The organism is Bacillus mexicanus (assembly GCF_050445615.1).
Classification (GTDB): Bacteria; Bacillota; Bacilli; order Bacillales; family Bacillaceae; genus Bacillus; species Bacillus mexicanus.
In genome coordinates, this window is sequence record NZ_JBCEYV010000003.1 from 592536 (window position 1) to 613609 (window position 21074).

The following is a 21074-nucleotide window of genomic DNA, read 5'->3' on the forward strand; positions in this document are numbered from 1 at the left end:
TCACCCTTTCGGATAAACCTATTTAATTCATTTGATATTCAATTTCTTAATCCTTATACAAATAAAAAAAGGCAGATGAAAAGTCATCTGCCTTTTTTTAGATTTGCTTTATATTATAATTCTCTCCCAATATTTCTTTTTTAGCTGTTTCAAGATCTCCAAACCTTTTTTTGATAGCTAGCCACATAATAGCGTTTTCCTTAGAGAGCGCTTCATTACTAACGCCATAATCCATCTGCATAATAAAAAAAACAATATCCTTAAGAGGCATTTTAGCCGCTTTTTTGACCATTTCAGCTTGTTCTGGTTCCATAAATCCAAATGCAACAAGTGTATCCAAATCATAAGAAACAGTATTACTCAGTTCATTCTTAGTATCTTTTTTTCCAACTTCGTTATTTATTTGTTCGTTCAAATCAAAAGCGGTATTATTCACTGCCTGAATTTTTGGAGTTTCTGTTTTACCAACTTCGTTAGCCATTTGCGCACTAAAATCAGAGCCAACGTTATCCGTCTCATCTATTTTTTGAGTATCTTTTTCTCTAACTTCATTATGCATTTGTCTACCCAAAGTGGTGCTATCTGCCACATCTATTTTCCGAGCTTCTCCAAGTTCAACAGGCATTTTTAACGGATTAATAAAGAAATGTTTTTCATATTCTTGATAGAATTTATCTTCTGAATCAAAGAATTCAATGATATTTTTATAAAGAGTTTTATTTTCAGATAAATTCTCTGGGGTTCCACCTGTTAAATGATAAGTATGTGCTTCGAAAAGAACTTTTTCTTTACTCCATCCTTCCAAAATATCTCGAGTTAAATTTTTCACCGTTTTAAAGTGATAAGTAATTTTCTCTTTAATTTCATCCTCTATATTTTTGTATTTTAATGCTTCTATACCGAAACGTTTTTTTCTTTCTTTCATCATCATATAAAGAAAATATTTATCGCGCTCTTTTCTATGCTTCGCTTTAAAACCAAAATCAATCTCCATTCTGTTCCAAGTTCCGAATTCTCTTAAAACAGTTCGGAAAAAATCATAATCATATTCAGCTATATCTTTTTCAGCTATTGGCTCGTTTCTTAAATAACGAAATATAACTTCTTTTAAAATTTCATCTTTTTTCATTTTTTCCCGTCCTTTTTGTTTTGACTACTATTATTATTAGCAAAAAAAATATAAAAAATCTAGTGTTTCTATTATTTTTTTTGAAAAAAATAATTTTTTTTGCTTTTTTTATTCGAAATATGTTATTGTCTTTTTTAAAAAAATTCAAAAAAGAGTCTGAATATCATCATTCAGACTCTTCATTATTCTTTGTATAAGAATATACGTTATATACGCATCCCATCATCATACACAACATAATACTAGATGTACCTCCAAAACTAACAAAAGGAAGAGGAATGCCTGTCACTGGGAATAACCCTGAAATAACCGCCATATTCATCGCAGCTTGATAAAGAATTAACAAAATCACACCCATAACAAGTATTGTACCAAATTCATCTTTTGCATTTAGAGCAATTGAGGTTCCAAAGATATATAACCCGACAATTAGAAGAATACAAAACAAAACTCCGACAAATCCTAACTCTTCACCTATCACAGCAAGAATGAAGTCTGTATGATTCTCAGGCAGCCATCCAAATTTTTGTCGCCCAAGTCCTAACCCAATACCGAATAACTCTCCTGATCCAAGTGCATACCAATTTTGTGTTATCTGATATCCATCCCCAAGCTTATCTGCAAGAGGATCTAAGAATGTAAGGACCCTTTGCCGTCGAAATTCAGATGTTAAGATAATCAATGCACCGACTAATCCTCCAGACAATATCCCTCCAAAGAATAAAAATCTATTGATGCCAGCAAAAAACAACATAGTACCAACAACCATTATGATAATCATAACTACTGAAGCGTGGTTTTCGGGAATCCCTATCAATGCACCCATCCCGATCACATATACTCCAATTATTGAAAGTGTACTTATTGTATTTAAATTATTAAATCTCTTTGCCACTGACAATATATGAGATACGGTAATAATAATGACCAACTTAGCTAATTCTGACGGTTGAAATGATAACGGCCCAAGTGCTAACCAACGTTTTGCTCCATTTATACTTTGACCAAGTGGCGTAAATCCCACCAAAACCAATAGAACAATTACAGCCAAATTAATCCATACGATCCACTTTCTCCACTTCGTATAAGGATACATTGCTACAACTATCCCCACAATCACTCCAACAACATCACTAATAAGTTGCTTTCGAAAATAAAGATACATACTTGCATTATTCGTTTCTTCCAATGATTTTACAGAACTAGCACTAAAAATCATCATTAACCCAAACGTCATAAGGGTTATAAGCAGTAGAGTGAAAATCGGATGATATCTTACCTTCTGCAAATCTATCTGCCTCCTTATCATAATTTATTTCCTTATAAAAAAACAAAACCCCCCTCATTATCTTTAGTAAGAGGAGGTTTTTATAGTTGAAGTTGAAAAAAGTAAAATCCGTTTTAACGACTTATGCTGACTGTTGATTCCCAAAGGTGCTCTTAATTTCTTGACTAAGTTTCGAAATATTGTCTTTCATAGTATCTAACTCTTTTGCTTTAATAAGCAATGCAGTTTGCACTTCTACTGATTTTTCTTCAAGTTCTTTTTGATAAAACTTTACTTCATTAATCTTTTCTTCAGCTTGCGATTTTAATTTTTCAGACTGATCTGTCGCCTCATACACTATTTCCTTAGCCTTTTTCTGAGCTTCATAGATAATTCTATCCGCTTCTTTTTTAGCGTCTGATATAATTACCCCTTTCTCAATTTCAGCCTCTTTAGCGATTTTGGACGATCTTTGCTCCGCGTCTTGAAGCAACGCTTGAATATGACTAAGCATTCTTTCAGACACTTGATTATTTGAACGGCTTACAATAGTTGTTTCTGTTTCAGCAGAAGTATTTTCAACTACATTACTATCATTATTGTGGCTGCGATTTCTATCTTTATCTTTAAGAATTGTATAATGATGAAGCAATTTCTTATAATCGTCTTCTAAGTCCCCAACTTCTGATGCAGTAACTGATACAAAACTGTCTACTTCAGTTTGGCTATAAAATTTATCTCTTTTCAAAGGGATCCCGAAAGTTTCAAACTCCACTTCCAAAATTCTAGTACTAATTCTTTGCTCTTTTTTATTTTTCATTACAATTCCCCCGAAGGGTTCCCTCCTTAATTCAGCTCACTCTCATTTAGAGAGTGAACCCCTTTTTTAATTTTGAGATTTAAACTCTTTTTCTTCTAAGGAATGATGGAACTTCGATATCCTGTTTTAATTCATCTTCTATTTCTTTGAAAGAATTGTAACCATTATTTTGCGTAACGGTTTCAATCCCTTTGTATGTACTAGTATTCACTTTTAAATCAATGTCACTAGCAGAATTCGTCATTTGATCATTAGATGCACGATGATTTATGTCAACTGAAGAATTTTTCATCATTTTAGGAGCTTCAGTTTCCGTCAATTCGTCTTCAAACCCTGTCGCAACGATAGTAACTTCAACACGCTCATCTTCCCATTCTTTATCATCTTCATCAACAATAACGTGTCCATAAAGAATTTCCGCTTCTTCATCAGCGTGTTGCTCAATTTCCATAGCAGCTTTTTGAACATCCATAAATGATAGTTTGCTTTTACTTGTGAAGTTCATAATAATAGCTTTTGCACCGGTGATACCGTGGGTAAGCAAAGGGTTTGTCATAGCTTGTTTTGCCGCTTTAATAACTGCTTGATCTCCTTTGGACATACCAGTTCCCATAAGCGCAGAACCCCCAACTTTGACAGCAGTACGGAAATCAGCATAATCCAAGTTAATATGTCCTGTTTTATTTACAAGATTAGAAATTGACACAGCGGATTTAGCTAATACCGAATCAGCTAATCTAAATGCATCCTCAACACCAATTTGTGATCTTTCATTTTCATCTAAAGATTCTAAAATTTTATCATTCGGAATAGTAATTAAGGTATCTACATTTTTAAAAGTCTCTTTTCTACCTTTTTGCGCTACACGCATACGTTTTCGACCTTCAAAAGTAAATGGTAGTGTAACAACACCGATTGTTAAAATATCTAAATCCCGGCAAATATGCGCAACAACAGAAGCTGCGCCAGTTCCAGTTCCTCCACCCATTCCTGCTGTAACAAAAACAAGATCCGCTCCTTCAACAGCTTGTCGAATATCTTCTCTATTTTCCTCCGCTGCTTTTTTTCCGATCTCTGGGTTTGCACCTGCACCTAAACCGCGAGTTGTTTTACTCCCGATTAATACAGTTTTTGCACCCTTCATATTTTCTAATACTTGATTATCCGTATTAATAACAATATATTCAACACCGGAAATTTCATCTTCAATCATTCGGTTAACTGCATTACACCCAGCTCCACCGACACCAACGATTTTAATTACAGCATTATCAGATTTATTATTTCTTTCTTTTTCTTTTGCCATCTAAAATTAACCTCCTAGAATTCCATCATTTATTGATATTTCAACAATCAACGTCTGCATAAAATCTCATTGATTATTTTCGAAGATATTATATTTTCTGCGATTCTTAAAAAACAATAGATGCAATATATATTTTTAAAAAAACAAACAAAAATAAAAAAGATGAGATTTCTCTCATCTTTTTATTGATAATTAATCAAAGGATAGTTCAATTGTATTTTTCTTCTCATTCCAAACCAGTTTCGCAGAATACGCTTTCCCTGCTTTACTAACAAAACCATCTAACTTTTCTGTTTGTTGTTTGTTTATAACGTCTTTAATTAGATCTAATGTCATTTGTTTACCGCCAATGTTTTTCCAAACGGTGAACTTGCACCCTGTACTTGAGTAATTGCTACAACCGTACCTTTTTTCCATTTCAATTATGCCTCCACCACAAGACGGGCATTTCATATCTGTTTCTCTTTTCTCCACTTGTTTTCTTTCAGGAAATTCTAGACTCACTTTATCATTTTTGAAGATTAAATAAGCCGAATAAGTTGTTTTTTTAGTCTTGCTCTTAAATCCTTCTACTAAATCCGTTCTCCCCTTAAGCGCTAAATCTTTAATCACTTTTAGAGAAAGTTTTTTCCCGAAGAACTCCTTTGGTATTGAAAAACAAGGAGATTCCTTAGAATTAGTTTCACAATGAATAAAACTCCCTCTATCATAAACTTTCCCGCTACATTTTGGACAAGTGAAATCAAGTTCTTTCATTTCTTTTTGAGGAAATACAAATTCCAACCCATCATACGCATCTTTTAGTTTTAATTTCGCATCAAACGTTTTTCCAGATTTTGATTTGAAATTTTTTATTAAATTTGTTTCTCCTTTTTTCAATATCTGGTTCAACTGATTTCTGGATATCGTTTTATTTAAAATACCTTTCCAAACTCTAAAACAAGTAAAGTCCCTATTAGTTGTTTTGCAAGCAAAACCTTTACTAAATTCAATTATAGGTTGGTTACACTTAGGGCAAATCCCCACTGTATTTTCACTTTCTTCGCTTTCGAAAATTACTGTCAGTTCTTTATTTCTTAATTCATTAATTTCTTCTCTGACAAACTCAACTATTCTAGTATTGAAATCATCTTTATTAATTTGTTCTTCTTCAATTAATCTTAATTCTCTCTCCCACTGAGCGGTTACTTCAGGCGATTTTAATCGATCAGGAGCAATTTCTATTAACTTCACCGCCAAATCGCTTGCAATCACTTGCTTCCCCTTACGAATTATATATTTTCGTTTAATTAGATTTTCTATAATTGCAGCTCGCGTTGCTGACGTTCCTAATCCTGCTTTTGATTCTTTCATTTCTTCTTTTAATTCATCTTCTTCTAAATAATCCTTAGCATTTTCCATTGCCGTTCCGAGTGTTCCCTCAGTATAATGTGGCTTAGGTTTTGTCTGCTTGGATAGCAGGTCTACAGTGTCAGTTTTATATTCCTCTCCTTTTTCAATAGGTGGTAATGTTTTGTCATTGTTATTTTCAGTATCGCTTTCTACTTCGCCTTTATTGATATCTTTTCCGTAAATAATTTCCCATCCAGGATCTTTTAATATCCTACCATTCGTTTTAAATGTTTCATCTTCCACCTTAGTCACTATTTCCGTTTTCTCGTATATAGCTTCTGGATAAAACACGGCTAAAAATCGTCTGACGACCATATCGTAAATATTTCTTATATCATCCTTAGATGCAATTAAGTTTCCTTTTTTATCGTATTCATCAGTTACTTCGTTCCAATTTATTGTTTTTTTAGTTGGTATTAAAGCAAAGTGATCCGTAACTTTTTTATCATCAACAAATTTTTTACTAGTAGGTATATTTTTCGAGTATATATATTTCACAAATTCTTTATATTCAGGTGTGTTAATTGCTTCAAGATGTTTTGGTAATTCAGCAACTTGTGAACTCATAATGTATTTTGAATCAGTTCTAGGATAACTCAATACTTTATATTTATCATAGAGCAATTGAGCGATATCCAACGTTTTTTGCATTGTGAATCCAAATTTTTTATTGGCTTCACTTTGCAATGATGCAAGGTCAAATAGTTCCTTTGGATTTATTTTTGTTTCAACAACATCTTTACTAACAACCGTTCCGGTTTTGTTTGCAATTTTATTAATTATATTTTCTGCATTTTGTTTAACATCTATTTTAGTATTTCCTTTGGCATCTTTAAACCATATGCCTTCATATTTACCTCCGAAAGTTGCTTTGATTTCGAAATAATCTTTTGGTTTAAAACTTTCAATTTCCAACCTCCTATTTACCAATAAACTCAATGTAGGAGTCTGCACTCTTCCAACGTGCAAAGTTCTCCCAACTTTTACACTAAAGGCTATTGTTAAGTTATTCCCTAAAACCCAATCTGCAAATTGTCTAGCATAAGACGCATCCCTTCTAGGTCCAAGAAAGTCTTCATCTCTTAGGTTTTCAAAAGCATATCTAATATCTTCTTCTACTGGTGATTGAACCCAAAGTCGTTTTACTGGCTCCTCCATACCTAAAATTTCGATGATTTCGTTTCCGATTAAATCACCTTCTCTACCTGGGTCACATCCATTTATAATTTCTTCAAACTTATTTTGTTTATAAATTTTTTTGATATTGTTTAATTGTTGTTTTCTTACCTTATCGAATTCAATTTTAATCGGTAGATGATATTCTAGCTTCCCTATTGGAGGAACAAACGGTATGGCTTCCCAATTCCATCCCCCGAATTCGTTCGGATAATCTCCAGGTTCTTTAGAATTTACCAAATGGCCATAAGCCCAAACAATTATATATTCATTATTCTTATAACAACCTTCACCTCGAACAAATTTCCCTGTGTGTTTCATTGCATTCGCATATGTTTTAGCCATATCCGGTTTCTCAGCAATAACTAATTTCATTTGTACCAACCCCTCTCTATCTATTTCTAAAAATTATGATTATGTAACTTTTCATATTCTTTCTTTAGGTATCACTTTGGTAATTCGAACATCTTTATATCTATAAAGACTAATTTGGGCATAAATTTCACCGGTGTCTTCATTGTAAACACCTATCTTAGGGAATAGTGGAATTTGTGGATTTATCTCAACAATCTCACCAGATAAACCATTACTCAATTCGACTCTTGCACCCTCTTGATAAGGATTGAATTTTTCTACAAATAATTGTGCATATTCTGTTCCAAATGCTTTATTCTTTTCTTCTTCAATTTTCATTGATATTTCAATAGGATGGAAAGGCGGTCTATGAGGGCGAAAGCTAGAAAGCGCATTGTACATTTCTGCTACTGCTATTACTTGAGCAAACGGTTGAATTTCATACGCTTTTAGATGAAATGGATACCCTGTACCGTCATACCTTTCGTGGGTTTGCATAACAAAAGAAATATCGTTTTTACTAAATCCACAAGTCTCTAATAGTTCAGCAGAATAACGCGGGTGTTCTTGTACTTTTTTAAATTCGCTATCTGAAAGTTCACCTTGTTTTTGAGTTATTTTCGCAACTTTTACTTTACCAATATCGTGTATCAATGTGAAAAAAATCAAATCTATTAACGGTTTATCCACCTTATAATCCACCATCAATAACTGCGCTACCACCATCGCAGTATTTAAAGAAGATACAAATGAATAGTGATCAACTTCTCTCATTAGACTTAATACAGATAATATTTTTCGATGTTTTTTCTCTTCTAATTTCTTTTGTATCCCTGAATAAATTTTTTTAGCAGCCGGCAAACTCCAAAAAGAACAAGTATATATAACATCTTCGATAATTTCCAATGTTTCTTCGTCAGTATATTCACGTTCATAATAAGGAGCTATATAAACGTAATTAACTTGCATTTCCTTAATACACAAAGCCTCTATTTCTCTAATAGATGTACCCTTTGGCAAAGCGAGTAATCCATCGTGTCGATATAAGTTTTGCTCTAAAAAATCACCATATTTTATATTATTGATATTAATCATATCCAATGTTAATCACCTCTTTTTAAGGATTCTATTTGTATTTTCATTTTTTTCAAATATAATAAATAAAACTTTTTCAGGAGGTGGCCCTAATGTCTAAGTCTCGAGCTAAAAAACTAAGAGAAAAAATTGTTAGAGAAGGGGGATTTGATCCCGCAAACAAACAAAGTTTTTTCACTAAAAATCGAGATGGTTTTCAGTTCATCTCTGAAAAAAAGGGAAAAACAAAAAAAGATGCTCTATACAAACAAAAATATAAGCAATCCTATAACTAGGATTGCTTAATTCTTTTTAATCCAACTTTTCATTTGAGTGTACCAATCTTTAATATAAATTCTTATTTTATCTTGCTTTTCTTTTTCTTCAGCAGTCTTGTCTTTTCCTTCTTCTTTTTCTGTTACATAGATCTTAACTGGAGTATCCCCACTTTTGACCATACCTAATCTCTGAGTTGCTTCCTTTTCGATATAAGAATCAGTTTTAGCTTGCTGCAATTCTTGTTTAACCCCTTTTATACGATTCTCTAATTCCCCTATTTCATTATTAAGCTCTGTATTTTCAAATTTGAGTTGAATTGTAAACAGAACATTCATTAAGAAAGCAAATCCGACAATGAAAGCAACAATTAAATAGGCATAAGTTTTATTTTCATTTAGCCACGACGCTATTTTCTTCAATAATATGCCTCCTATATTTATGTATAGTTGTTTTTTTCTTTATAATTTTGTTTTTCCTCTAATCGTATATAAATTTCTTTCAGCATAAAAAAGACTAAACCCATAAGATTTAGTCTTTATAATCACTTAACTTTACTTATTCTTTTTAAGACATTATTGTCCTTAATTTCTGGAACAATTATTTTACCTACTGATATTCTGTCTTTCAAATAAGACCAAACATTGTAATATACAACCAACTCTTTTTTCTCTTTAGCATTTACTATTTTAATAAAAGCCATTTCTCTCTTCTTTTTGTCCTTAATTTCTTTGATAGAGTCAATTACATATTCATTACCCTCAAGAGAAGTTGCTATGTTGTCAAAATTGCTGAAAACATACTGGAGCAACTTTGCCTCCCATTCTTTATATATATCAATTGGAGATTTTCCTTCAAGGTCTTTTTTGTCTTTCTTCTTATCCTTCACACTTTGCCACAGCTTATAACGATCTCCAAATGAATCAAAAACACCTGCTCGTATGAGTATATCCATATTCCTTCCGATAACTAATTGATGTAACTTTTTCGTAATTTCTTTGAATGAAGTTGTTTTTTGATTAGATACGGTTTCCTTAATAGCATTCGCTTTGGTAATTCCAATACCATTAATAGCTGCTAATCCCATACGGATTTCACCCTTTTCAGTCACCCTAAACAAACTTTCCGATTCGTATATATCTGGTTTAAGTAAGCGTATCCCTAATCTTTCAGCTTCTCTTAAATAAACCTTTAATTTTTTTCGATCGTTAATATAGTTATTTAACAAAGAACACATAAACTCAACAGGATAATGAGCTTTATAAAAAGCAGTTTCAAAAGAAAACATTGCATATCCACCAGCGTGACTCTTATTAAATCCATAATCAGAAAATTTAAGGATGAGATTATAAATATATTCAGTGACATTCTTTTCTCTATTATTAAGCAAAGATCGTTCAACAAATTTGAGCTTTTCTTTTTTCATCATTTCCTTATTTTTTTCCGAGATAGCTCTTCTTAATAAGTCAGCTTCTCCAAGAGTATAACCAGCCCAAACAGAAGCCATCTCTATTATTTGTTCTTGATATATAATTATCCCGTGAGTCTGATCTAACATAGGTACTATATCTTTGAATTCAGAAGAATCAGGATCCAACTTATCGAAAGACCATTTGCCTTTTTCTTTATTGTCCACATATCTCGGTATCTCTTCCATTGGTCCAGGTCTATATAACGAAATAATATCCATTAATTCTTGGATACTGTTAGGCTTAGCTTCAATACAAGTTTTTCTCATACCATACGATTTCATTTGAAAAACACCTATTGAATGACCAGATCGATACAAATCGAACGTTTTTTTATCTTCGAAATCAATATCATATAATGGCTTGTTTAGCGATTTTCTAATCTCAACAGTTTCTTTAACAACGTCCAATGTCTTAACTTTCAAGAAATCAAATTTGATTACTCCAAGCCTTTCTATTTGTTCCTCGTGTTTAGTGAAAGGCAATACGAGTTCCCCATCTCTTAGAATCAGTGGCAATTGATTTAATTCTTGGCTAATTATAACTCCAGCCGGATGTATAGATAAAGCTTGCGGCAGTTCAGCAATTCCGCTAACATATTCTAGAATTTTTCCATACCCTTTTTCAATAACTTTACTTTTTACTTGTCTCCCTTCTTCAGAGTTGAAAAAATCATCTAAATTTTCCAATCCCTTTGGGAACCAAGTTTCAATTTTTTCGGATATACCAAGTGCGTTTTTTATTGATTGAATAGCGTTAATTACACCAAATGTGTTAAAAGTAAGTATTTTTGAAACGTTTTCTATTCCATACTTTTCCCTTACATATTTGAATATTAGTTCTATTTGAGAAGGTGCAAAATCGAGATCGATGTCAGGTTTGTTCGAACGATAAGGATTAAGAAACCGTTCAAATTTTAAATCATAATAAACAGGATTAATTTCCGTTATATTCAAGCAGTACGCTAAAACACTACCAACAACAGATCCTCTTCCCCTACCAACGAGAATCCCCATTTTAATGCAATGTGCTATAAAATCTTCGACCATTAAAAAATATGTATAAAAGCCCTTTTCTGCTATTACACCCAATTCTTGCTTAAGGCGATTTATTGCGTGTTCTTTAATATGCAGGTCTTCATTTTTATACCTTTTATTAAAACCCAGCCCCGCCTTATAGCATAATAAAGCCAATTTTTTTTGTTCGAAAATCGATGTAGGGATTTTTATTTGTTTGTTAAAAAAACGATTCCAGTCCTTTGGTATCTTTGTTTTCTCTATCTCTTGAACATTCCAATATTCCATCTTCTTTTCTTTGAATTCCTTATGACCTTCAACGATAAAGTCTTGATGAATACCGTTCATAAACTTTTCAAGTCTATTAAATTCAAATGTACCAAGTTCTTTTTTTAGATACTGCAATGGCAATATAAAGGAACGATAATCATCATTAATCATTTTCCCCGTTTTAATTGCTCTTCTCATCAAACTAATATCTCTCTCTGTAGGATCTAAATACATAACCTCTTTAATTGTTATCGGATGAACGCCCGATTTTTCTTTAAGTATTTTAAAATTATGTTTTGATCCTTGTTTGTCCAAAATATACACTTGTTTAAGGCTAGATTTTAACCATTTTAACGTGTCAAGTTCCTTTTCAATGATTTCTTTCTTTGTAACAGTATTTGGATCCAGAAGCACTACAAAATCATTAGATCCAATGTTTGAAAAATCTTTTTCTCTATAAGATTTTTCAAGTTTTGCTATTTGTCTCAATACATCTCCTTTAGGTATCCAGATGATATTTACGCCATTTCTTTCTTTATGAATTGAGTAAAGAACATTTATTTCATAATCTTTATTCCATTTTTCAATTTCTAACCAAGAAAAAGGCCCTTGATCTGCTATCAAAATTGTTTTTATATTCATTTCTTTTGATCTTTTTAATAACGCCAATGGATCTATATTATTTTCTAAACTGTATTTAGTTTTCACAAGGTACAAAATCGACACTCTCCTTCGCTTCTATTATACATATTCTTTTATGTTTTTTACCCTTTTAACAAAAAAATGTGTGTTTAGAAAAATTAAAAAGAGTCGCTTAGCGACTCTTTAAAACCAGAATATATTGCAGCTGACTTGTTATTCTGTTTGTGCTTCCAATCCTTCTTCGGATTCTTTAATAGGAGTAATTCGAGTAATTACTGGCTCATAAACCCACTCTCCCTCAAATCCGTTTTTAGCACGGCGACGAACGTATCCTCTGGCCATTACTTTCGTATTCACATCAATTTCTTGAGCAATTTGCCAAGCTGCTGAACCATAAGCAATCATCGGAATATAATCATTCGCAATTGTTTTCACTTCTTCATTTTCAAAAATTTGTTTAGGCACTTGTAAAATAAAATCGTTTACCGTTTTCCCTTCAGTATTACGACGTACTGCTGGGATTTTGTTTCCATCTTCATCTAATACTGGAACCGGCTTGCCCTTTTCATCTTTTTCAATAACTCCATTTTCATCAAATTTAACTTTGTAAATTTTACTTTTAAGAATACCGTGAAATTCAATTTTATTTCGTGTGCGCGTGTAATCAGTTACTTTTTCAACTTTTTTCGAGAGGATTGTTGTAATTGTTCGCTTTTTATTATTCTCTTCATCTCGACGATCATAAGCGCGATATTCACCTCTCACGAATAAAAGATCTCCTTCTTTAACATCGCCTAGAGCATCTAGTTTTGATTTTGTAATCAGCACTGGAAGAACGGATACATCAGTTACAGTTTTTTTTGCGTTTTCAAATTCGACTTCTAACTGTACAACATAATATTCTTCAATCAATTCTTGAGTTTCTCTATCTCTAAGTTCGTGGTTGAACACTGGTCCTTCCACAACTTTACCACACCAAATACCACGATTTTGTCCAAAAGTTTTTTTCTCCATAATATACCTGATCTAACGACCAGACACACCTCCTAAATTAGTTGAAATTATTTCTATCACTTTGTATCAAGCCTTTTATTGATTGAGAAGCCTTGAAATTATTTTCAAATAAATCTCTTTTTACCTTCCAATCATCTATTCTTTTTTTAAGTTCTATTAATTCTTGTTCCAAAGGTTCTATTTCGTCCCGATAAAACGTTTTTGTTTTAACTTCTGCTGTATCTGCCAAATCAACCTCTCTAGGTTTTTCTGGTCTTTGTAATTTGGCTATTTCTTTTGCTTCTACACGGGTGTATCCACTTGAAATCAAATGTTCTATAATCTGAACTTCTGTTGTTAGGTGAGTTTCTAATTTATTTCTATATGCCTTGATAGTAGATAGTCTGATTTCGCTTTTCTGTCTATCTAACTCTCTATTTTTGTGTTTAATTAGAAGTTTTATATTAGATATCGCCAAGTCCAGTTCAGCTATTTCGTTACCAATATAAGCAATGATAGAAGGATTCTTCGCCAAAATTTCTGTTATTTCGGCCGGTTGTGGATCTGAAGGTATTTGTGCTAAAAGCGGATTTTCAAATAATTCTTCAATTTTTTGTAATCTATTACTCTCTTGATTTTTACGATTATTCATATAACTTTCTATCCTTTCGGTATTGAAGAACGAATGTTTTTATACTTTTTTCAACTTCGAACGAATTATATTATCCTCATTCTTCAAAAGACAATAGAAGCAAAAAGTAATTTATTAAAAAACAAAAAAATAGGGGTCGATTAAACCCCTATCTGATTTGCTTCTTTTTCATTTATTTTATCCATCGTAGATAATGCTTTTGCATTGGCTTGGTAACCTTTCTGAGCTAATAACATTTCATTCATTTCAGTAGTTATATCCACATTAGATTGTTCCAAGGTTTGCGAATGCACCAACGCTTTTCCGCCGCCTCCATCAAAAATATTTAATTGCCCTGTGCTAGCAGCTTCTTGTAACACCTGTTTATTTTTTAATATTTTTTGCAAAGATGGATTGTCATCAAAAACTCGAAGTATTTCATTAACATTCCCAAAATTTTTTTGAATCTCGTCTAAAGACATTACCTGAAACATATTTCCGTAAGTTTTTTTCAGGTAACCTGTATTTTCTTGTGCTATTGAACGAATTTGTATTGATCCCAATAGCCTCCCCGTCTCACTACTTTTTATATTTCCGAGGCTATCTACACTCACATTTTCACCTTTAGGAACTTTTATATGTTTTCCGTTAGTATCTAAAACATATGCTCCGTTTAACAACGTTAGATTATTTTCTTCATCTATTTCAAAATGTCCATCTCTTGTAAGCATTTTCTCCCCTGAAATTTCAACCTCAAAAAACGACACATTGGAATCACCGTTTAAATCTGTCTTATCTTCTAATGCCAGGTCTAAATTTCTATTAGTCACTTTTAGTAGACCTGGATCATAGTTTGTTTGTACATTATCTGAGTGAACTTCTTCTTCGTAATCACCAATCGTTTTCTGGCGATTGCCTTCAATCATTTTTTGGACGCCTTCTTCAAAAACACGAAATGTTTCGTGATCTTTCTTATAACCATTGCTTTTTTGATTAGCAATATTGTTTCCCACAACGTCTAATTTATTTTGAAATGAAATCATCCCCATAGCGGAAGTATATACATTTGCCATTCTGCACCTCTATTCTTTACCAAGTAATGATCTTAATTTTTTTATTGCTTCGTGGTGTAATTGAGAAACTCTTGCTTCTGTAATTCTCAATTCTTTAGCAATCTCATTAATAGTTTTATGTTTAAAATAATAATTTTCAATGACATATCTTTCTTTCTCTTTGAGACTCTTTACAAAACCGACAACTTCTTTTTTGGTTTCATCTTCAATAATTTGAAATTCTGCATTGTTCTCTTCGCCAAAATCTTTTTTTTCATATGGATTATCAAAAAACTCATCTATCGGTACTCCATTATATATGAGAGATTTTTGTTGTATTTTCCCAAACTCTTTTTCTTCTATTTTTAAGTAATCCATTATGTCTTTTCCTGAAACTTTTTCTTTTTTTTCGGTCTCTAGTTTAGCCTTTACTCGTTCAAGCTCTCTTATTTGTTTTAACGTAGTCCTCGACACCCCTTGAGAATACATTGCGTGTTTTCTCAGCTGATCTTTTATTTCTCCGCGGATTTTTATAGAAGCATATGATTCGAATTTTTCAATTTGATTTACATCACATCTATCAACCGCTTTAATCAAACCAAGTACGCCAAACTGATATATATCTTGTTTATCTATACCTACAGGAGCCTTTGATTTTTTGGCCTCTTGTTTTACGAGATCCAAATAACTTTCAACAATTTTATTTCTTATCTTCTGGCTTTTTTCTTGCGAATAACTATTCCACAACTCGAAACGAGACGGATTCATTAGCAGCAACCCCCCTCTACTCACTTTTTAGCAGACAAATCCCTCGAGTTCCTTCAGTTATTTATCCGTTCTAAGCCAAATTCTTTCTTGAAAATAAAAAAAGCTTCTCTTAAGAGAAGCTTTCCCAAATTTTTTCTGTGTATTTTTTTGCTGTAAACAGCTCTATATCATCAGGAACTTGTTGCCCAAATGTTTGGTAAGAAATTGGGATTTTAAATTCTTTAAATAAATTGTAGATGAATCCGTATGATTCAGTTTCGTCCATTTTTGTTATTATTAAATGATCAATATTAACACCTTCATATGCTTTTATTGTATTAACCATATCTTTATATTTTTGATTAGCAGCTAAAACTAAACAAACTGACTCAGGGTTAACGGTGTTTAAGTACATCTCTAATTCTTGTTTCATTTCCTTGTCTTTTGAATTTCTACCATACGTGTCAATTAATATGTAATCCATTCCCTTTTTATGTTTAAAAACATTTACGGGAATAGTTAGTTCATCTACATTACTTTGAATTAATGGAAACTTCAGTTTCTCTGAATAATTTTGCATTTGCTCATAAGCACCAACTCTAAAATTATCAGTAGTTATAACTCCTATTTTTTTATTCCCTGTTTGTAAACGATTCATAATTTTTATCAATGTTGTTGTTTTTCCCACGCCAGTTGGACCGAATAAAGTCATAATCTGAAAATCATTTTTTTCTACCCAATCATTTAATTCACTTTCAATAATTTTATTGATGGATTTTCTCCAGTCTTCCGTTGTTTCTGGATTCTCTTCCTGAGCCTTTTCCAACAGATATTCTATCCATTTCTGATTAAACTCTTGTTCTTTAAGGTAATCCCAAACTGAAGAAAAATCAGAAGAAAGAACTTTTTCTGTTTCAGACTCAATTTTGGAAAGTCGAACTTTCTGATTGCTGTTCATCTCTAGTTCTCTATTTTCTTTTGACAAGTTTAAAATCTCAATTAATCTTTTTTTGTCTTTTTTCATTTCCTTTGTAATTTCATATTCAAATATATATTCTCTTTTAAAAGTTAAAGGGAAATGATATTTCATCTTAGTTTTTTTATTTGTGATCTTATAGTTTTTTCCATACTCTTTTTCGATGATTTCATATATTTCATCAGGAGAATAACCAATTTGTTTCTTTATTTGTGACATCAATCTCGGGGCGTATCCCCGTTCACCTCTCTCTTAAATTGTTGCTACAATCTTATTTTTCACACTTGTTGGCAATTCGAATCCTGAAATAACAGGCATATCAATTTGATAATTTTCTAACATTCTACTAAATGCCGTCCTCAGTTCCGGCCTTTGTACATACAGAACAGGTTCAATATTATGTTGAGCTCTAAGTTCAATTTTTTCTTTTTTTAAACGTTCTAAAAATCCCTTTTGCCACTCTCTCTCCATATCAATGTACATACTGCCACTTTGTTTGTTTGCATTAATTTCATTCTCTTTTCCTACCGTAACTAAATATATATTTCCGTCACTATTGATATAGTTTTCGCATATTTGTCTAGAAATCCTTTGTCTGACAACTGATACAATAGTGTCTATTTCCTTAGTCATATTATAAACTTCAATGAAAGCCTCTATAATTGTTGGCAGATCTTTAATCGAAACCTTTTCTTTTAATAGAGATATAATCACTTTTTGTAATAAATGCAGATCATCTATTTTATCCATTTTTTCTTTAAGAATAGGATGATCTTCTCCAACTTCTTTAACCATATCTGATACCTGTTGAAGAGATACAAACTGATAAATGTGTTTTTCTACAACTTCGTGCAAATGTGTAGCTATTATAGTTAGCGGATTCCATACATCATATCCATTTTCAGAAGCTTCGTCCAACTGATCTTCATTAATCCAGAATGCGTCTTGACCAAACACTGGATCTTTTACTTTCTCCCCTTCAATCTGCCCTATAACCAGTGGTGTAGGAATTGCTAAAATTTTATCCTTCTTAATTATTCCGGAAGCAACTGTGCTTTCTTTTATTTTTATGACGTATTTTGTCGAAGGATGAAGAGACACATTATCTCTTATTTTTATACCAGGTATTTTAATTCCTAAACGAGTAGCAAATATCTGCCTCATAATATCTGTTTTATCGTGAATTGATTCTTTTTTATTTCCGAACAGGTCCTTTCCTTCATTCATAAAATATGGAGCAAGTTTGTAACCGACTTCCAAAGCAATTGGTTCAACAGATCTCTTAATCTTAACTTCTGTCGAATTATTTTGTTCGGATTGTTTCTTTTTCAGCTCTTTTTCTGCCGCAATTTTATTTTCCTTTTTCTTATTTTGGTGAACCATATAGCCAGCACATATTAAAAGCAATCCCGGAATAACCAATTGAAAAAAAGGAAGCCCGACTATTCCTAATAAAATTAAAAACCCACCAGCAATATACAGATTTCTTGAATTGGGTATTAACTCTAATAAGATACGTTGCAAAATATTTTTGCTGTTTTTACCTTTAGGATTTTCCTCTTCTTCTTCTTCAACTTTTGCCATAACTATTGCACCAGAGACTGTTATCATTAGAGCGCATATTAAGTTAACAACTCCGTCACCTACTGTAAGTAAGGTAAATCTATTCGCAGCTTCTGCAAAAGATAGATTTAATTGAACCATACCCACAATCAATCCAACTACTAAATTCACAACTATCATCGCTACACTGGCCCATACATCCCCTTTTATGTATTTCCCAGCTCCATCTAAACTTCCGTAGAAGTCTACTTGCATTTGTAGTCTTCTTTTTTGCTTTTTGGCTGTTTTTTCATCAATAGCGCCTTGATTTAATTCATTATCTATACTCATTTGTTTACCAGGTAAAGCATCTAACATAAAACGTGCACTTACTTCCCCGAATCGACTAGCTCCATTGGCCACAATAAATTGGACAATAATTAAAATAATGAACATAACTAAGCCGATGATTATTTCATCCTGTACAATCAAATGCCCAGCACTTTCAATTACTTTTCCTGGACTATCTCCGGATATAATTTTACGTGTAGTTGCAATATTAAATGCTATTCTGAATATTGTACTCATCAGCATAATCATAGGGAATGTTCTTAACTTATCCCAACTATCTATTCCTGAAGAAGTCATTAATACGATCATCGAAAAAGCCAAGGATGTTGATATACACAAATCAATCACTATTCCTGGCATTGGCACAATAATGAATCCAACCCAAGCAATTACACCGAAAATAAATAGTGTTGTTTTAAATTCTTCATAAATAGGTCTTAAATTCACAGTATCCTCCTTAATAAACGATCATTACTTATCGATTTTAATTTTGTTTTCTTTAACTAATTTCGCTATGATTTTTCCGACAACTTCGTATAGATCTTCAGGAATATAATCCCCTTCATCTATCTCAGCGTGCATTTTTCTCGCAAGAGGAACATTTTCTAATATTGGTATGTTATTTTCTTTCGCAACTTCTTTCATATATAAGGCAATATGATCTATCCCTTTTGCTATAACTCTTGGAACCTTATCTCCTTTATTCTTTTTATATCTGATTGCCACAGCATAATGTGTTGGGTTTACGATAACAGCCGAGGCATCAGGTACAGTCTTCGCCACTTGCTTTTCTAAAATTTTTCTAATTTGTGCTTTTTGTTTTGAACGAACTTCAGGGTTCCCCATTTGATTTTTTAATTCATCTTTAACTTCTTGTTTTTTCATCTTTAAGTTATCTTCGTATTGGAATTTCTGAAATATATAATCTACCACTCCAATAACAACAAACACGACGCCTAGCTTGATCAATAATTCGTTTAATATTTTTTGAAATTGTTGAAGAGAATCAAACCAAGACAAGAGAAGAAATTCTTGAAAGTGGTGCGCGTTATTTAAATAAACATTGTAAATAACACTTACAATAACAACAAATACAATTAAATTTTTTAAAAGTTCAAATCCACTTTTTTTGAAATTAAATACCTGTTTAAAATAATTAAGAGGATTTAATTTTTTAATATTTGGCTTTGCCGCTTCTGGAGAAAATAAAAATCCTACTTGTACAAAAGAGGAGATCAGAGTGAACAAAATATAAAAAGCCGTTGTACCTAACAAAAGGGGCGCCGCAACATAGAACATTTCTTTTATAAGTTGCATCGGTTTAACGTTCATTTCAATTTGTTCAAACATAGTTTGCATCATTCGATAAAAAACAGTAACGACGTTTGAGCCAAGAAATATAACACCAACAAATAGTGTTCCATAGCTCATCAAATTGCTAAATTCCTTACTCTTTAATACCTGCCCTTTTTTTCTGGCCTCTCGTCTTTTCTTTGGGGTGGCTTTTTCAGTTCTGCCATCTTGAGCCATATATCACCACCTGCCTTATGACTTTCTTTCAAACATATATTTCATACTTTCAAAATACTTTTCTATCAAGTTATCATCGAGTTGTTGGAAAACAACCAAAATTGTTGGAACAGCCACAAATATCAATGTTAGACCCACTAAAATTTTAATACCAAAAACATTGGTTAATATATTCAATTTGTCAACATACTTACTCATAAGCAGAAGTGCCAAGTTAACTAAAAACGTCGCGACCATAAATGGAAGAGCTATTTGCAAAGCGCCAAAAAACATATAAGTGAAAGTATCTAACACAAAACTGAGCAAATCTCCACCTAATAAGAATTGATGCGATACATCAAATTTAAAAGTATAAAGGAAACCAGCAAATACTTGGTTAAATCCATCGGTGACCAAAAAAACTAAAACAAATATATAATAGAATAAACTTGATATTATAGTTGTTTGCGTTTGGTTCATATCCATAAACGGCGTGCTAAAACCAATGTCTATATCAATATACGACCCGGCCACTCTTACTACTGATACCATCAATTCCACAGTATAGGCTAAAATCAATCCAATAATTACTTCAAGCGCAATCAAACCCAACATTGTCCATACGTCATCAACTTCCACTTTCGGCATTTTATGAGCTGCAAACATTGCTATACCCAAGGATAAAGCCACTTTAGCCATATTAGGAAATCCTTGATTTCGAAAAAATGGTAAGAAAAAAATAAAAGCTATAGACCTCGAAAGTGCCAATAATACAAGAATCCAATATTGATCAAAAGACATTTTTTCTCTCCTTAAAAAATAGTAGGAGCAAATTCAAGTGTTTCTTTAATGAGCTGTACTATTTTGTCAAACATCATTCCTCCAAACGCCAAGGTAATAACACCTACCACTATTATTTTTGGAGCAAATGATAATGTTTGTTCATTAATCTGTGTCATTGCTTGAATAATTCCTATTAAAATAGCGACAACAAATGTTATTGCTAAAATGGGAACTAACACGATTAAACCTGTCACCATTAGATGTTGAAATAAATATTCTATGTTTGAGACATCCAATCT

At 32.2% G+C, this 21074-nt stretch carries 18 protein-coding genes; 1 reads left to right on the forward strand and 17 read right to left on the reverse strand.

Going from position 1 to position 21074, the window contains the following annotated elements:
• Positions 1-97: 97 nt before the first annotated feature.
• The 6 genes from AAGG74_RS18245 to AAGG74_RS18270 form a co-directional block, all read right to left on the reverse strand.
• Positions 98-1129, reverse strand: coding sequence for a hypothetical protein (locus tag AAGG74_RS18245; protein WP_429676639.1), 1032 nt, complete (start codon positions 1127-1129; stop codon positions 98-100).
• A 166-nt stretch (positions 1130-1295) separates the two neighbouring features.
• A complete protein-coding gene (locus AAGG74_RS18250; protein WP_429676640.1) occupies positions 1296-2417 on the reverse strand; it encodes an FtsW/RodA/SpoVE family cell cycle protein in 1122 nt (373 codons plus the stop codon).
• A 121-nt stretch (positions 2418-2538) separates the two neighbouring features.
• Complete coding sequence (locus tag AAGG74_RS18255) at positions 2539-3216, reverse strand: hypothetical protein (protein WP_429676641.1); 678 nt, start codon at positions 3214-3216, stop codon at positions 2539-2541.
• A gap of 79 nt (positions 3217-3295) precedes the next feature.
• Positions 3296-4522: a cell division protein FtsZ gene (ftsZ, locus tag AAGG74_RS18260; RefSeq protein ID WP_429676642.1), complete on the reverse strand. Its 1227-nt coding sequence runs from the start codon at positions 4520-4522 to the stop codon at positions 3296-3298.
• A gap of 192 nt (positions 4523-4714) precedes the next feature.
• Positions 4715-7465: a DNA topoisomerase III gene (gene topB, locus AAGG74_RS18265; RefSeq protein ID WP_429676643.1), complete on the reverse strand. Its 2751-nt coding sequence runs from the start codon at positions 7463-7465 to the stop codon at positions 4715-4717.
• Positions 7466-7516: 51 nt separating this feature from the next.
• Positions 7517-8539 (reverse strand): HD-GYP domain-containing protein, encoded by a 1023-nt coding sequence (locus tag AAGG74_RS18270; protein ID WP_429676867.1) that lies wholly within the window; start codon positions 8537-8539, stop codon positions 7517-7519.
• Between the two features lie 92 nt (positions 8540-8631).
• On the opposite strand from AAGG74_RS18270, the gene AAGG74_RS18275 reads away from it, so the two are divergent.
• A complete protein-coding gene (locus AAGG74_RS18275) occupies positions 8632-8814 on the forward strand; it encodes a hypothetical protein (protein ID WP_429676644.1) in 183 nt (60 codons plus the stop codon).
• Positions 8815-8820: 6 nt separating this feature from the next.
• Here the strand turns inward: AAGG74_RS18275 and AAGG74_RS18280 are convergent, their stop codons facing one another.
• From AAGG74_RS18280 to AAGG74_RS18330, 11 genes are all read right to left on the reverse strand, one after another.
• Entirely contained in the window at positions 8821-9216 is a 396-nt protein-coding gene (locus AAGG74_RS18280) for an FtsB family cell division protein (RefSeq protein WP_429676645.1), read from the reverse strand.
• Between the two features lie 122 nt (positions 9217-9338).
• A complete protein-coding gene (gene dnaE / locus AAGG74_RS18285) occupies positions 9339-12257 on the reverse strand; it encodes a DNA polymerase III subunit alpha (RefSeq protein ID WP_429676868.1) in 2919 nt (972 codons plus the stop codon).
• Positions 12258-12404: 147 nt separating this feature from the next.
• Positions 12405-13205, reverse strand: coding sequence for a hypothetical protein (locus AAGG74_RS18290; protein WP_429676646.1), 801 nt, complete (start codon positions 13203-13205; stop codon positions 12405-12407).
• Between the two features lie 37 nt (positions 13206-13242).
• On the reverse strand, positions 13243-13836 hold the full coding sequence (locus AAGG74_RS18295; protein WP_429676647.1) for a hypothetical protein: 594 nt from the start codon (positions 13834-13836) through the stop codon (positions 13243-13245).
• Between the two features lie 140 nt (positions 13837-13976).
• On the reverse strand, positions 13977-14888 hold the full coding sequence (locus tag AAGG74_RS18300) for a flagellar hook-basal body protein (protein ID WP_429676648.1): 912 nt from the start codon (positions 14886-14888) through the stop codon (positions 13977-13979).
• A 9-nt stretch (positions 14889-14897) separates the two neighbouring features.
• Positions 14898-15635 (reverse strand): sigma-70 family RNA polymerase sigma factor, encoded by a 738-nt coding sequence (locus AAGG74_RS18305; RefSeq protein ID WP_429676649.1) that lies wholly within the window; start codon positions 15633-15635, stop codon positions 14898-14900.
• Between the two features lie 109 nt (positions 15636-15744).
• Positions 15745-16809 (reverse strand): flagellar biosynthesis protein FlhF, encoded by a 1065-nt coding sequence (locus AAGG74_RS18310; protein ID WP_429676869.1) that lies wholly within the window; start codon positions 16807-16809, stop codon positions 15745-15747.
• Positions 16810-16842: 33 nt separating this feature from the next.
• Entirely contained in the window at positions 16843-18930 is a 2088-nt protein-coding gene (locus tag AAGG74_RS18315) for an FHIPEP family type III secretion protein (protein ID WP_429676650.1), read from the reverse strand.
• Positions 18931-18954: 24 nt separating this feature from the next.
• On the reverse strand, positions 18955-20013 hold the full coding sequence (locus AAGG74_RS18320) for an EscU/YscU/HrcU family type III secretion system export apparatus switch protein (protein WP_429676651.1): 1059 nt from the start codon (positions 20011-20013) through the stop codon (positions 18955-18957).
• Between the two features lie 15 nt (positions 20014-20028).
• Positions 20029-20793, reverse strand: coding sequence for a flagellar biosynthetic protein FliR (locus AAGG74_RS18325; protein WP_429676652.1), 765 nt, complete (start codon positions 20791-20793; stop codon positions 20029-20031).
• An 11-nt stretch (positions 20794-20804) separates the two neighbouring features.
• Positions 20805-21071 carry a flagellar biosynthetic protein FliQ gene (locus AAGG74_RS18330; RefSeq protein WP_429676653.1) on the reverse strand — a complete coding sequence of 89 codons (267 nt, stop codon included), beginning with the start codon at positions 21069-21071 and terminating at the stop codon, positions 20805-20807.
• Positions 21072-21074: the final 3 nt, after the last annotated feature.

Excerpts from the sequence above, each read along its gene's own strand:
- AAGG74_RS18310 (WP_429676869.1), bottom strand. The coding sequence starts at position 16,809 with ATGTCACAAATAAAGAAACAAATTGGTTATTCTCCTGATGAAATATAT.
- AAGG74_RS18295 (WP_429676647.1), bottom strand. The coding sequence starts at position 13,836 with ATGAATAATCGTAAAAATCAAGAGAGTAATAGATTACAAAAAATTGAA.
- ftsZ (WP_429676642.1), bottom strand. The coding sequence starts at position 4,522 with ATGGCAAAAGAAAAAGAAAGAAATAATAAATCTGATAATGCTGTAATT.
- AAGG74_RS18290 (WP_429676646.1), bottom strand. The coding sequence starts at position 13,205 with ATGGAGAAAAAAACTTTTGGACAAAATCGTGGTATTTGGTGTGGTAAA.
- AAGG74_RS18305 (WP_429676649.1), bottom strand. The coding sequence starts at position 15,635 with ATGAATCCGTCTCGTTTCGAGTTGTGGAATAGTTATTCGCAAGAAAAA.
- AAGG74_RS18325 (WP_429676652.1), bottom strand. The coding sequence starts at position 20,793 with ATGTCTTTTGATCAATATTGGATTCTTGTATTATTGGCACTTTCGAGG.
- topB (WP_429676643.1), bottom strand. The coding sequence starts at position 7,465 with ATGAAATTAGTTATTGCTGAGAAACCGGATATGGCTAAAACATATGCG.
- AAGG74_RS18320 (WP_429676651.1), bottom strand. The coding sequence starts at position 20,013 with ATGGCTCAAGATGGCAGAACTGAAAAAGCCACCCCAAAGAAAAGACGA.
- AAGG74_RS18270 (WP_429676867.1), bottom strand. The coding sequence starts at position 8,539 with ATGATTAATATCAATAATATAAAATATGGTGATTTTTTAGAGCAAAAC.
- AAGG74_RS18275 (WP_429676644.1), top strand. The coding sequence starts at position 8,632 with ATGTCTAAGTCTCGAGCTAAAAAACTAAGAGAAAAAATTGTTAGAGAA.
- AAGG74_RS18300 (WP_429676648.1), bottom strand. The coding sequence starts at position 14,888 with ATGGCAAATGTATATACTTCCGCTATGGGGATGATTTCATTTCAAAAT.
- AAGG74_RS18255 (WP_429676641.1), bottom strand. The coding sequence starts at position 3,216 with ATGAAAAATAAAAAAGAGCAAAGAATTAGTACTAGAATTTTGGAAGTG.
- AAGG74_RS18245 (WP_429676639.1), bottom strand. The coding sequence starts at position 1,129 with ATGAAAAAAGATGAAATTTTAAAAGAAGTTATATTTCGTTATTTAAGA.